Here is a 13360-nt window from a genome sequence, read left to right on the forward strand (position 1 = left end):
CGTCAGGGTGTATTTACTGCAATGCCAAAGGGTCGGGTACCGGTGCCTTTGCCAGGGGGCTTTCCATTTCCCAGCAGATTGAAGCCGGTAAGATCGGGGCCATAAAAAAATACAAGGCTCGAAAATTTCTTGCCTATTTCCAGTCTTTTACCAATACCTATGCCCCGGTGGCTCATCTTAACGCCTTGTATGACGAAGCCCTATCATGTGAGGGGGTGGTGGGTATGGCTGTGGGCACAAGACCGGACTGTGTGGATAAATCGAAAATTGATCTGCTTGACGCCTACACAAATGATTATCTTATCTGGCTGGAATACGGGCTTCAGTCTGCCCATGACACCACACTTGCCCTGATTAACCGTGGTCATGATTTCAAGGCCTTTGAAGCGGCCATGGACCTGGTTGCGCATAGAAAAAAGCTTAATGTCTGTGCCCATATTATTCTGGGTCTACCCGGAGAGACCCGGGCCATGATGCTTGAAAATGCCCGTATTTTAGGAAGCATGGGGGTTAATGGCGTCAAAATTCACCTGCTTTATGTGGTCCGAGGCACCGTTTTGGATAAGATGTATGGTCAGGGGCGTTATACGCCTTTAGAACAACAGGAATATGTGGACCTGGTCTGCGATTTTCTGGAACGGCTGCCCAAGTCCGTGATTATCCAGCGGATCACAGGGGACCCCCATTCTGACGAACTTGTGGCCCCGTTGTGGTCAGCCCGGTACAGAGAGACATTCAACATGATTCAGCATACCCTTGAAGCCCGGGATTCATACCAGGGAAAATGCTGGATTTAAAAGCCTCATTCTTCTCGGATTTTGAGCCGTCTTCTAATAGCTTCTTTTCCTGAAAGGCTTTTTCTTCTTTTTACCACCGGAATCGGCATGATTCACTTTGATGGGCTTTTTATCAACTATGTTGCCGTTCAAGGCCTTAATGGCCTTGTCCGCTTCAGAATTGCTTGGCATCTCAACAAAACCAAACCCTTTGGAACGGTCGTTAAACCTGTTTTTTATAATTTTAACGCTTTCAACTTCACCAAATGCTTCAAAGGCCTCTTTAAGCGCCTTTTCTGTCATATATTCCGTCAGATTTCCCACATAAATTTTCATTCACGGATCCTTTTGTTTTTAAATTATATCCTGGCGGGAGAAAGTCAGCACCTGACAGATGACGCTTTTTCCCATACTGTCTGTCTGATTAATTTTTTCCTGTGAACAGGCATAACCCAGCCCAGCCATTTTTTTGCTGAATTTTGCATGATAGCCGCGCCTGGCGTCCACAATGATTACATCACAATGGTCACGGGCATGGCGGTTTATAAAAGCCGACAAAAGATCGACATGTTCAATTTCATAAAGAAGATCCGAACCGATGATCAGATCAAAATTACCAAGATCATCATCCAGATCGGCCCATCCGGTACGAACAAAGGGTATTTTTTTCCCGTCATTGAGTTTCACATTGTGAATCAGGAATCCTTCCGTTTCAGGATGGTAGTCTGTGGCCGTAATATCTGCCGATCGCTGATTCAGAATCAGACTGGCCAGCCCAATGCCGCAGCCCACTTCAAGCACCCGTTTTCCGTTCACATGATGCTCAAGCATCAGGCGGGCAAGCAAGCGGCTGGAAGGCCAGACCACGCCGAATATCGGCCAGGTCGCCGAAGATATGCCAAGTCTTTCGGCCTCACCGTTGATATCCTCAAACTGCAGTGTATCTCTAAGCGTCCGGATATGAATATCCATCGCTCCGATTTCAAGGGTTGTATAACGGACGCGCATAGTGGACATGAGACCTTTCTATTCCTGCAGTTCCTGTTGATTCTCTTCAGAATCGCTTTCGGTGTCTGTCGGGTCCTTTTTTTCAGCTTTTCGTTTGAGCTTTTCTTCTTTTTTCTTTTTTTTATTCAACTCTTTTTGTCTTTTTTCCCGGGAAAATTGATTTCGGACTGCCATGCCTCTCCTTTTGGTTGGTCCTGCTGTTATGGCTATTTAAGCCGGAAGTAACTATTCCTGTGTCATTTTTCTGCCCAGGGCTTTTTCGATTAAGGTAATGGTTTTATTATCTTCCATGGTTGTAAAGGTGTATGCCTGGCCTGCTTGATTAGCCCTTCCGGTCCTTCCGGTTCTGTGGATATAGGTTTCAACCGTATCCGGCAGATCATAGTTGATCACATGGGAAACCCCTGATACGTCAATTCCCCTGGCCGCAATATCCGTTGCCACAAGGATTTTGAAAGAACCGCTTCGAAATCCGTCCATTGCCCTGTGTCGCTGGTTCTGCGATAAATTCCCCTGTAGAGAGACCGCGTTGAATCCGGATCTCTTTAATTGGTCCGCAAGGCTTTTGGCCTTATGTTTGGTTCGTGTAAACACAATGGTGCTGGCCAGGCCTATAATATCTTTCCCGTCAAGAATAGGGGGAATTGCTTTCTGCTGGATGGGGGTGGGGCTGGTGTAGCCCGCGTCACGAATACCTGACTGGATGCCAGGGTGAAAATGAAACTGGGTAAAACTCATTAAAACTCCTGAATTCAGACCGTTTTTCAGTATAAGACCTTATTATAATGACTTAACGACTCTGATCTGCTTACAATATTGAGTGAAAAAAGGTAAGCCGAAGATTAAAGGAGTATCATCAACTTGAAGAAGATACAAAGGGTGTATCCAACAACATCTTCATACTGTTTTCACGGTTAACTATCAGTAAAAACGTCAACGTTAACGTACGATGTTTGTCAGACAACGCTGTCAGCGAGGAGTGCCTGAGAGAAGAAAATTCAAACAGGAAAAGTGCCTTTACTGGCATTTATATAATTTATCATACACAACAGTTCAGGCAGCATAAGGTGCCTGCTGCCACTGTGGGTCATGACGGTCAACAAAAAAAAAGCCCCTGAGAACAGAATTCTCAGGGGCTTTAATAACTGTTCAGATGAAAGCGTCCGGAATGGTCCAAAACCCTTCCATGTTCGTCACTGGGTGGCCCGGGAACAAAAATCGGGTCAGTCCATGACTATTATAAATAAAAATGGTCAGCTATTGCACAAAAATGGTCATCTATTGCACGATGACATTTGCAGCAGACGGCCCTTTGGGGCCCTGCTCAATGTCAAATGTGACCCGATCGCCTTCGTTCAGGGTCTTAAAACCTTGTGCATTAATGCCTGAATGATGAACAAAGACATCTTTTCCACCATCTTCTACTTCGATAAAACCAAACCCTTTAGTCTCGCTGAACCACTTTACTGTACCTTTTGCCATGTTGGCAGTCTCCTAAATAAAAAAAATAAAAATTTGCTTCTAACTTTTGGGGGTCAATCACAGGGATATTGAGATATACACCTTAAGAAAGGAACATATGCAAAACATGCATTTTTCGTATTATACTGGAAAAATAAAAAATGTCAAGAGTATTCTTATTTCATATAAACTTGAATCCGGATGACCGCAGTGCCGTTCTTTTTCTTCCCTCCTGGCGGATGATAAGGCATTCGGTGTTTTCAAGGCTGTTGATAAGGGCCAGGGCCTGATGAACATCCATAACCATAAGTGCTGTGGCAAGACCATCAGCCCAGGTGCAGGTATCGGAAATAACCGATGCCGATATCACGCCGTTTTCAACCGGATAACCGGTTTTCGGGCTGATAATGTGGGAGTAGGTGTGCCCGTTTTTTTCAAAATAGTTTCTGTAATTGCCACTGGTGGCAATGGCTTTGTTATCCAGGCGTATTTCTTTATACAGACCTGAATTCAAAAACCCTTTTTCGGGATTTGTTATGCCCACAATCCACGCCTTGTGATGCTTATTTTCTCCTGCGGCGGCCAGCTCTCCGCCGATTTCTACAAGATAGTTCTCGATTCCGCCTTCCCTGATCAGGCGGGCAATCTCATCCACGCCATACCCCTTGGCTATGGAGCCTAAATCCAGTGTTATGCCGGGCATTGTCTTGGTCAGGTTATGATCCCCGATTTTAAGCTTTTCAAAGCCAATACTTTTAAGTGCTGTTTTAATCTCCGCCGGTTCTGGCGGCTTGTCCCGCCGTCCTTTTGTGCCGAATCCCCACAGGTCCACCAGAGGTTTGACCGTGCCGTCCCAGGCCCCGGATGTCAAAGTATGCAGGCGCCTGCACTGCTCAAGAACCTGGTAGAAATCTGCGGATACCCTGAAAATTTGATCCTCTGGCGCGGCATTGAACCGGGACAGTTCACTGTCTTTTTGGTACATGGATAAACAGGCATTGACCTGTTTTAGGCGCAGATCAATTTTTTCCTGCCATAAGCTTTTCGACAGCGGTTTTGCGGAAATAAGCTTGATGGAATAGGTGGTGCCCATTGTCTGGCCGGTAAACACATACTCCTGGGTTGCCAAAGATCGGGCAGGTAAAAACAGTGTTGTTCCCATGAGCAGCATCAGTGCAAATATAAATGTTGTCATATACTTGGTTTCAGGCATGGATATTATTCTCCTGGTTTTGTTTGTTTTATTCGGACAGTCCGGTCCTAAAATACCGGATTAAGTGTTTTTAAAAGTCTTGAACCGGCAATCACCGAACGGACTTGCCGTTTGAACGCCGTGTGCCGGTTGTACGTTTGTTTGCAAAATTCATCGAACAGGTTTTGGGCGATTTTAGTCTCGCCGTTTGCAATGGCCTCAATCTGCTCTAAAACCTCCTCTTTCAATGCCTGTATGTCGTCAAGCAGCTGATCCACCTCTGCAACAGCGTTGATTATGTTCTCAGCTCCCGGAGACCGGGCCTTACTTCTGTTTTTATCCTTAAATTATAAGATCTCCGGATGAGGAGAATGCGATCCGACAGGGGGTCATCTCTTTAATGCAGGATAGCTTTTCGGTTTCACGGGCCAGTCCTTCACTCACAAGAAAATCCGTCGTGTGCATGGTGTCCCTGATAATCACCGCCCGGACCTTTTCAGGAGACACCGGACCAATGGTTTGAAACCCTGCCTGAACGGCCTTTTCCTCATTGGGCAGCCGGACCGGAATGGCTGCTTTTTTAAGAGACATGGAGGTCAGGGCATTCATGAGGGTGGCCTGGTAATTCATACCTGCAAATACTTTTTCGGTAATGATGTCTGCATTGCCCAGGCCGATGGCATTGCCTGCCGTGTTTGCGGACAGATCCAGGATCACCAGCCGTTTGACATCAAGGCTTTGGGAAAAATCATCTTCCATTAAATCACAGGTCCTGCCGGTGACATTGGGGTCCATGCCTGACCCGCTGATCTCCTTGCCGATTTGCCGGACCACCAGCAGATCCAGATTTCTATACGGCAGGCTGGGGAAATGGGATTTGGCCAGGGCTAAAAGGTCCGGTTCCCTGGTGCTGATTTTGGCCGCCGGTATCACGTCAATTTTCATAACCTGGTCATAAGCGTCCTCCACCACACCGATGCCCAAGCAAAGGTTGGTTTGTTCAATAATGGTATCGCCCATGGCTTTGAGAAGCGTGTGAAATCCGTATTTCAGGGCAAAATTATGATAGGTCAAGGCGCCCGTGTGTTTACCCATGCCCACTACCAGCATTTTGTAAAGCCCGCTTTCCACATCTCCTTTGAATTTGGTATGGGGCTTGATGCGGTTTATGCAGATGCTGTGGTCGGCTTCCATGGCCTTTTTTGAAAAATAGACAGGCACGTCATCAAACACGGTGCCGATTTTAACTGTATCCATTTGTGAGGCAATCGTTGCCTGGCATACCTTACTTGTAACGCCTAATTTTGCCAGGGTCTTTTCCTGGCCTTCGGGCGTGGCGCTGCCGTGGCTTCCCATGGCGGGAATGATGACAGGGTGGGCCCCTTTTTGTTTGATGCTCCGGCAGATTTGCGACACAAGATCCGCAATTTTGTTAATGCCCCGGCTGCCCACGCCAACGGCCACGGTCTGTCCGGGTTCAATGGCTGACTGATCCAGTGCCTTTGCCAGTTGTGCTTTCAGGTCGTTTGCCGGGTCCGGCAGTGCCATGGATGGCAAAGCCAGTTTTACCCCGTAAAATCCGGGGAAATTAAATTTTTTTTCAAGATATTCTGGGTATCGCATTTTTTGACTTGTTTAACCGACCTTCCAAAATATTTTTTGCAGCCGCTTTGAATTGGAGCCTGGAAATCAGGCGACCTGACTCTGATATATCAGACTCTATATTCTTTGGCCATGCCGGGATATTTTTTTTGTCTTATCTCTATACACCTTGTCACGGTACGGTATATGATTGCTTGCACGGCAGGCAACAATTAATGAATGATGCCTTGTCTGCGTCAAAAGGGGTGATTCCCCCGTCAACATAATTAACAAGATGACTGAGGATCAACATGCGGTTGGATATTGATTTTGATTCCATCGAACAAATTTTTTCCAACGCCTGGGAGCAGGGCCGGGATTTTCTTTTTGAATCCGAAGTATACGAGCTTTTGGCGAAGTCCGGGTCAGAAACTTTTCCCCGGACCCGCCTGATCAAGTGCGGAACTCGAATTCCGGATGATGAGCTTGTGACCATACCGGGCGAGAAAATCGTGTTGAAAATAGTCTCTCCCTATATCGTCCATAAAACAGAAGTGGGCGGGGTCCGGGTGGTGGACAATGAACCCGATAAGATCCGTTCCGCCGTGCGCCGGATGTTCTACGAGGTGCCGGAAAGTTATGCAGCCGGCTTGGGCCGTGCCCAGGAAGGCCTGCCTGTGCATTATCAAGGTCTGACCGGTGACGCCCTGACAGCTGCAGTTTCCCGGGATGTTAAAGGCGTACTCCAGGTGCAGTATATGCCCCCGGATTCCGCAGCCTTTGGCAATGAACTCATTGTTGGACTGCGTCACACCCGGGAATTCGGCACCATATTATCTGCCGGATTAGGCGGTACGGACACGGATTTATATGCCAAGCGATTCAGGAAAGGCCAGGCCATTGTGGCGGCCTCTCCGGCCATGTGCACAGGGGAGCGTTTTTTCCGGTTGTATCGCAAGACCATTTCATACAGAAAACTTGCCGGTTTAACCCGTGGACAGCGCCGTATTGTTACGGATGAGCAATTGGCGGAGTGTTTTGAGTCTTTTATCCGTATCGGTAATACCTATTGCCGTGAAAACCCGGAAGCTGTTTTTATTATAGATGAGCTTGAGATCAACCCCTTTGCCTTTACCGATTTTCTCATGGTGCCTCTGGACGGGATGTGCCGGTTTTCAAAGCAGAAAAAAACAGCACCGAAACGTCCGGTCGCAAAAATTGACAATCTGCTTCATCCGGTACGCATGGGTATAATCGGCGTCTCTTCCACCCGGAAGAATTTTGGCCGGATTATTTTGGATAATGTTCTGGCCCAGGGGTTTGATCCTGACAATCTGGTGATTTTTAAAAAAGGCATGACACAATTTCAGGGCATTGATTGCCTGCCTGATCTGGCGGCACTGGAAAACAGCGGCAAGGGCAAACTTGATCTTTTTATTGTGGCTGTCGGGGCCGATCAGGTACCTGACCTGGTCGAGGATATCATAGAAAAGGATGCTGCCCATGCCGTTATGCTTATTGCCGGAGGCTTAGGGGAGACCCCTGACAGCCGGGATAGGGCCGAACAGCTCGTGGAGGCGATCTGTGCAGCCCGCATCCGTCCGGATACCGACGGCGGTCCGGTGTTTATCGGTGCCAATTGCATGGGGGTGATTTCTTTGCCCGGAAATTTTGATACCTGGTTTATTCCTAAAGAAAAATTGCCCAAGAACGGATCCTGCCCCAGGTCATGTTGCAAGGCTGCCCTGATCAGTCAGAGCGGGGCGTTTATGCTGCACCGCAGCCACTATTGCCCCCAATTGGCACCGGCTTATATGATCTCCATGGGTAACCAGACCGATTTGACCATAGGGGATATGATGACATATTTCAAGGAGAGTGATCAGGTGGATGTAATTGCCGTATATGCAGAAGGGTTTAATGATCTGGACGGCCTGGCATTCTGCCGGGCCGTCAGGGATGCGGTTCTGGCAGGCAAGGAAGTGGTGTTTTATAAGGCCGGCCGGACCCCGGAAGGTAAAGCCGCCACCTCCAGCCATACCGCCTCCATCGCCGGGGACTATATGGTCTGCGAAAGCTGTGTTTCCCAGGCCGGAGCCATTGTTGCCAGAACCTTCAATGAATTTCAGGAGCTTATGCTTCTGGCCGAAACCTTAAATACCAAAATTATCCATGGCAACCGCCTGGCTGCCGTCAGCGGTGCCGGGTTTGAAGCCGTGGGCATGGCTGATTCCATCCAAAGCGATGATTTTACCATGGAGTTTGCCCGATTCTGCAATAAAACAGTAACCGACGTGCGGTCTGTGTTGGCTGCCAAGGGCCTGGACCGTCTGGTCACGATATCCAATCCCCTTGATATCAGTCCGGCGGCCGATGACCAGGTTCACGGCGACATTGCCGAAATTCTTTGCCGGGACAACGGCGTTGATGCTGTAATTCTCAGTGTGGATCCCATGTCTCCGGCCATGCAGACATTGGACACCGACCCGGAAGACCGGTTTTGCATGCACCATAAAGGTGCGATTCTCCATCGGCTCACACATCTGAATAATACCAGTGAAACCCCTATTGTGGCTGTGGTGGACGGCGGCAGGCTTTACGACCCTTTGCGTGACGCCCTGATTGCAGGCTGCATTCCTGTTTTTAAAGTCTGCGATGGTGCTGTGGCGGCCCTCTCCCTTTATATTCAGGGGCGGTTGGGCGCCAATGCCGTCCGTATGTCAAAAGGAGATGGTGTAATCCATGACTGAGAACAGAATCGTTTATATTACCCATGCGCCTGTGGAATTGTACAAGGTGCTCAAGTTTGAAAATTTTGCGTCCAGCGGGGGTGAGGCCAAGTATATGATTGCCGACGGGCTAGTCCGGGTAAACGGTCGGGTTGAAACACGAAAAAGGAAAAAGATTTTTCCCGGCGATGTTATAGAAATTTATGGCAGTTGTCTTGAAATGAAAATGGTTCCTGTCTAAATGAACCCCCACTTTTTTTTTCTCTCCAACCGGTATATAGTTTCAAGTATGTTTAAAGCTTATGAAAGCGTAGCGTGTATGATCACAAAAGAGCGTAATATGCCAGATTTCAATGCAAAAAAGTCTTCTTTTTTGCTTTCCCGACTACTCATTGTTTGCGGACTGGTGGGGTTTTTGTTTATAGCGGTCGGTGTCGGCCTGGCAGACCAGCCCCGTGTGGTTTTGGCCGATGCCGTTGTGTGTGAACGCATATCCAATTTCAGGCCGGTGAATCCGGCCGTTGTATTTTCCGTTTCCCAGGGAGAGGTTTTCTGTTTTTCCGCATTTGATCCGGTGTATGAAAAGACAGCGGTTTTTCATAACTGGTATAAAAACGATAAGCTTATTTTTTCCATACGTCTTGTGCTTTCCGTACCCAAATGGTCCTCTTTTTCAAGGGTTCAGATGCGTGATGCAGATAAGGGGCCCTGGCGGGTCGAAATTCGGGATGAAACCAATAATATTCTAAAAACCTTAAGATTCAGCATTTCTGATTGATACCCATGGAACAACTGATTTTATTATTTTCCGGATGGCGCTGGCAGGATGTGCTGGATATTGTTTTCAACGCATATATTCTGTTTCGTTTGTATGTACTGTTCCGGGGTACCAATGTCCTGCGTGTTCTTATGGCTGTGGTGGCGATGTGGGTCATCGGTCGTAGCGCCAACGCCATGGGGCTGATCATTACCAACTGGATCCTGCAGGGCGTGATCACCCTGGCGACGTTTATCATCATCATTGTATTTAGAAATGAAATATCAGGTGTGGTCAGAACACGCAGCCTCAAATTTTTTCTATGGGAAGTTCCAAGGGCCCAAATCGATACGCCGGTGCGCATCATTACGGATGCTGTGGTGGAACTGGCCCGATCGAAAATCGGGGCATTGATCGTGATGCCGCTTAAAACAGGGGTGGACAGCATAATTTCCTCCGGGGTGGATATTGATGCATCACTTTCCAGGGAAATGCTGGTTAATATTTTTTGGCCCGGTGCACCGCTTCATGACGGTGCTGCCGTCATCCAGAGGGGAAGGATTACCCGGGCCGGGACAATTCTGCCCTTGTCCCAGAATCGAAATCTGGCCTCCAAATACGGCACCCGCCACAGGGCGGCTCTGGGGCTTACTGAGCAATGCGATGCCCTGGTGATTGTTGTGTCTGAGGAACGTGGAAAAGTATCCCTTGTACAAGACAATCAGATTCATGAAATCAGGGACCCTAACAAGATTGAAGCCCTAATAAAACAATATACCGGGGGGCCTGAACCGGTAAAGGGAATGCGCCGGCAGAACCGGGAACTGCTTGTTGCTGCCATGGTCTGTTTTTTATGTACCACAGGTCTGTGGCTGAGCTTTTCAAGAGGCATGGAGACATTGGCCAACTATGATGTTCCCATTGAGTTCATGAAGCCTGACAAAAAAATGAACATTATTGATGCATCCGCTTCCAGGTCCAGGCTTCTGATCAGCGGTGCACGGCCTCTGGTCAACTCCTTGACTTTGGATCGGATGAGTATCAAGATATCCCTTGACGGAACCGTTGTGGGAAAAAATAAACTGACCATTACCCGGCAGAATGTCCAGTTGCCACCGGGTATCCGCCTGAAAAACATTGAACCGGATCAGGTGGAAGTGACCCTGGACACCATGGCGGAAAAACAGGTACCAGTACAAGCAGACTTTTCAGGAAAATTGCCGGACGGCCTTATCATGACCAGTATCCGCGTTATCCCTGAAACGTTCAAAATCACAGGCGGCGAGCTTGCTCTGGACAACGTAAGTACCGTGTTTACCGAGAAAATTCCTCTGACAGAGTTAACAACCTCTGGCGTTGTTAATGTGGGACTGGTCATGACCCCTGCCACCCTGCGGCCGGATGAGAAGCATGAAAAGGTACAGATTCGATATACCATCTCAGAAAGGAAAAATCATGACGACACCCAAAACTGACAGCGCCATTATTTATATCCCCCATGGCGGCGGGCCTCTGCCCCTTCTGGGTCATGCCGGACATGACGCCATGAATGCGTTTTTAAAAGAGCTTGCCGCAATGCTGCCCAAGCCTAAGGCTGTGGTGGTGATTTCCGCTCACTGGGAAACCGATCCTCCCATGGTCACCAGCCACCCCGCACCTGAACTGATTTACGACTATTATGGGTTTCCCAGGCAGGCCTATGAGATTGCGTATCCGGCAGCCGGTCACCCTGAACTGGCCCTAAAAGCAGTTGCGTTGCTGACAGAGGCCGGCATCAAGGCAAGAGCAGATGCCACGCGGGGTTTTGATCATGGGGTTTACATCCCCTTAACCCTGATGCTGCCTAAAGCGGATGTCCCTTGTATCCAGATCTCCCTGTCCAAAGGTCTGGATGCCGAAAGGCACCTGCTGATGGGGGAAGCTTTAAGACCCTTGCTCACAGAGGATATCTGGCTTCTTGGCTCTGGATTTTCTTTTCATAACATGAGGGGATTTGATCTGGCTGCCGGTCCTGCTTCATCCTCGGTACCGGATACCCATAACAGGTCTTTTCAGGATTGGCTTAAAAAAATCTGTGCCGATGAGAAAATTTTTCCTGAACAGCAAAAGGACAAACTTCTCAACTGGGAACTTGCGCCGGCTGCAAGGCATTGCCACCCCCGGGAAGAGCATCTGATGCCGTTGCTGGTGTGTGCCGGCGCTGCCGGTTATCGCCCTGCCCATAAGGTCTTTGATGTCAAAATAATGGGCAGGAGTTCAGTAGCGATTTTAAATAAGGCACCATGAGCCTTAATATTCATGACCATTAACGCCGGCCCATTTCCCACTGCCTTGATTAGATGCCCTTTAGCTGATAAAATTATCTAATATGCATTCCATTACAGGGAGGGAGTTATGTCGGAGAAAAATCTCAGCAATTGGGAGAGTCGTCTTGTGCCCCCGGATAAGGTTTTAAATCATATCCGGCCGGGAATGACCGTCTTCATCGGCACAGGGCCGGCTACGCCACGAAGGCTGATCCGTACATTGCTTGATGTGGACAAACATAATATCAGGGATCTTGAGTTGATGCAGCTGGCTGTGCTGGGGGAGACCATTTTGTCCATTGATCGCCTTAATGCCCCCAACTACCGGTTGAAAACATTTTTTTCAGGGGGATATGTGGCCTGGGATACCATTTCCACCGGCCAGGTGGATCTTATCCCTGCCTATTCCTCTGAGATTCCGGAAATCATCAGATCCGGCAGAATCAATGTGGATGTGGCATTTATACAGATCACCCCGCCCAATGATGCCGGATATTGCAGTCTGGGTCTTGCCGTGGATGTGGCAAAAGAAGCCATGTACAAGGCAAGCCTTGTCGTGGGTGAGGTCAATGAGGCAATGCCCTTTACCTATGGGGATACCTTTGTCTCCATAGAAGAGTTTGATCTTCTGGTACGCTCGGATCGGGAGCCGATCACCTATACACCTGAACCGGTTACCGATGTTATGAAAAAGGTGGCTGCCAATGTGGCCAATGAAATCCGGGATGGTGACTGCATCAACTATTCCCTTGGGGCCTTGTTCGAAGCGCTGGTGCCTTATTTGTCAGATAAAAAAGATCTTGGCATTCATTCCCTTTATTTTACGGATGCAGCCGCAGAGCTTGTCAATTCCGGGGCTGTCACCAATAATCGAAAATTTCTGTTCAGGGGCAAATCTTTGGCATCCTATGCCCTTGGCACCAAAAAATTGATGAAATGGCTGCATAAAAATCCTCTGGTGGAGTTCCAGGGTATTGACTGGGTGTGCAACTCCCAGCTCATTGCCCGCAACCCCCAGTTTGTGGCCATATATGAAGGCCGCAAGGCAGATCTCCAGGGCAGGGTCGCTTTTCCCTTAAGAGGAGCCGTGATTTCAGGCCCTGGCGAAGGGATTGATTTTTACAAGGCCGCAGAAGCCTCCAAGGATGGCAACACCATCATCGGTATGCCCAGCCGTGATGAAAACGGCGAGTCCAATATCCTGTTCAGTATAGAGAAATATGTCAATCAGTTGCGGTTGCGTGAATCGATTCATGTGCTGGCCACGGAATACGGGGTGGCCATGCTCAAATGGCGCCCCTTGCGGGAACGGGCCCAGGCCATCATTGATGTGGCCCATCCCGACGATAGAGAGGATTTGATTAAAAAGGCTCGGGAAAAAAAAATCCTCTATTCCAACCAGATTTTTGTCAGCCGTTCCGCCCATCTGTATCCGGCATATATTGCCCATACCAAAACCTTCAAGGGTGATAAAACAGTCCGGTTTCGGGCCATGAAGCCTTCGTATGAAGAATCCATGCGCCGCTTTTTCTACCGCTGTTCAAATGAAA

15 protein-coding genes are annotated in these 13360 nt (G+C 48.5%); 7 read left to right on the forward strand and 8 right to left on the reverse strand.

Features of this window, described 5'->3' with window-relative positions; genetic code table 11:
• Positions 1–797: TIGR01212 family radical SAM protein (locus tag B3D59_RS10335; RefSeq protein WP_286819567.1), on the forward strand; the 797-nt coding region annotated here is incomplete at its 5' end.
• A gap of 33 nt (positions 798–830) precedes the next feature.
• On the opposite strand, the gene B3D59_RS10340 is transcribed toward B3D59_RS10335, so the two are convergent.
• The 8 genes from B3D59_RS10340 to B3D59_RS10375 form a co-directional block, all read right to left on the reverse strand.
• Positions 831–1112, reverse strand: coding sequence for an RNA recognition motif domain-containing protein (locus tag B3D59_RS10340; RefSeq protein WP_286819572.1), 282 nt, complete (start codon positions 1110–1112; stop codon positions 831–833).
• Between the two features lie 18 nt (positions 1113–1130).
• Complete coding sequence (locus B3D59_RS10345) at positions 1131–1793, reverse strand: class I SAM-dependent methyltransferase (RefSeq protein WP_286819573.1); 663 nt, start codon at positions 1791–1793, stop codon at positions 1131–1133.
• Positions 1794–1802: 9 nt separating this feature from the next.
• Positions 1803–1958 (reverse strand): hypothetical protein, encoded by a 156-nt coding sequence (locus tag B3D59_RS10350; protein WP_286819575.1) that lies wholly within the window; start codon positions 1956–1958, stop codon positions 1803–1805.
• 51 nt (positions 1959–2009) lie between these two features.
• Entirely contained in the window at positions 2010–2522 is a 513-nt protein-coding gene (locus B3D59_RS10355; protein ID WP_286819576.1) for a DEAD/DEAH box helicase, read from the reverse strand.
• 540 nt (positions 2523–3062) lie between these two features.
• The gene (locus B3D59_RS10360) at positions 3063–3266 is read right to left on the reverse strand and encodes a cold-shock protein (RefSeq protein ID WP_004070842.1); all 204 of its coding nucleotides are present in this window, start codon (positions 3264–3266) and stop codon (positions 3063–3065) included.
• Between the two features lie 160 nt (positions 3267–3426).
• The gene (locus B3D59_RS10365; protein ID WP_286819587.1) at positions 3427–4458 is read right to left on the reverse strand and encodes an FAD:protein FMN transferase; all 1032 of its coding nucleotides are present in this window, start codon (positions 4456–4458) and stop codon (positions 3427–3429) included.
• A gap of 47 nt (positions 4459–4505) precedes the next feature.
• Positions 4506–4715: a hypothetical protein gene (locus B3D59_RS10370; RefSeq protein WP_286819588.1), complete on the reverse strand. Its 210-nt coding sequence runs from the start codon at positions 4713–4715 to the stop codon at positions 4506–4508.
• Positions 4716–4779: 64 nt separating this feature from the next.
• Positions 4780–6060 (reverse strand): lactate racemase domain-containing protein, encoded by a 1281-nt coding sequence (locus tag B3D59_RS10375; RefSeq protein WP_286819590.1) that lies wholly within the window; start codon positions 6058–6060, stop codon positions 4780–4782.
• Between the two features lie 269 nt (positions 6061–6329).
• Between B3D59_RS10375 and B3D59_RS10380 the strand changes: the two genes are divergently transcribed.
• The 6 genes from B3D59_RS10380 to B3D59_RS10405 all read left to right on the forward strand — a co-directional run.
• Complete coding sequence (locus B3D59_RS10380; protein WP_286819591.1) at positions 6330–8768, forward strand: acetate--CoA ligase family protein; 2439 nt, start codon at positions 6330–6332, stop codon at positions 8766–8768.
• Positions 8761–8988 carry an RNA-binding S4 domain-containing protein gene (locus B3D59_RS10385; protein WP_286819592.1) on the forward strand — a complete coding sequence of 76 codons (228 nt, stop codon included), beginning with the start codon at positions 8761–8763 and terminating at the stop codon, positions 8986–8988. Before B3D59_RS10380 ends, B3D59_RS10385 begins: the two co-directional genes overlap by 8 nt.
• A gap of 99 nt (positions 8989–9087) precedes the next feature.
• Positions 9088–9525: a DUF2914 domain-containing protein gene (locus B3D59_RS10390; protein WP_286819593.1), complete on the forward strand. Its 438-nt coding sequence runs from the start codon at positions 9088–9090 to the stop codon at positions 9523–9525.
• Between the two features lie 5 nt (positions 9526–9530).
• Positions 9531–10979 carry a diadenylate cyclase gene (locus B3D59_RS10395; protein ID WP_286819594.1) on the forward strand — a complete coding sequence of 483 codons (1449 nt, stop codon included), beginning with the start codon at positions 9531–9533 and terminating at the stop codon, positions 10977–10979.
• Entirely contained in the window at positions 10960–11790 is an 831-nt protein-coding gene (locus tag B3D59_RS10400; protein WP_286819595.1) for a DODA-type extradiol aromatic ring-opening family dioxygenase, read from the forward strand. The genes B3D59_RS10395 and B3D59_RS10400 overlap by 20 nt, the downstream gene beginning before the upstream one ends.
• Positions 11791–11898: 108 nt before the next feature.
• A partial coding sequence (locus B3D59_RS10405) for an acetyl-CoA hydrolase/transferase family protein (protein WP_286819596.1) occupies positions 11899–13360 on the forward strand: 1462 nt, incomplete at its 3' end.

Origin of the sequence: Desulfobacter sp. UBA2225, from assembly GCF_002348205.1 — a bacterium.
Classification (GTDB): domain Bacteria; phylum Desulfobacterota; class Desulfobacteria; order Desulfobacterales; family Desulfobacteraceae; genus Desulfobacter; species Desulfobacter postgatei.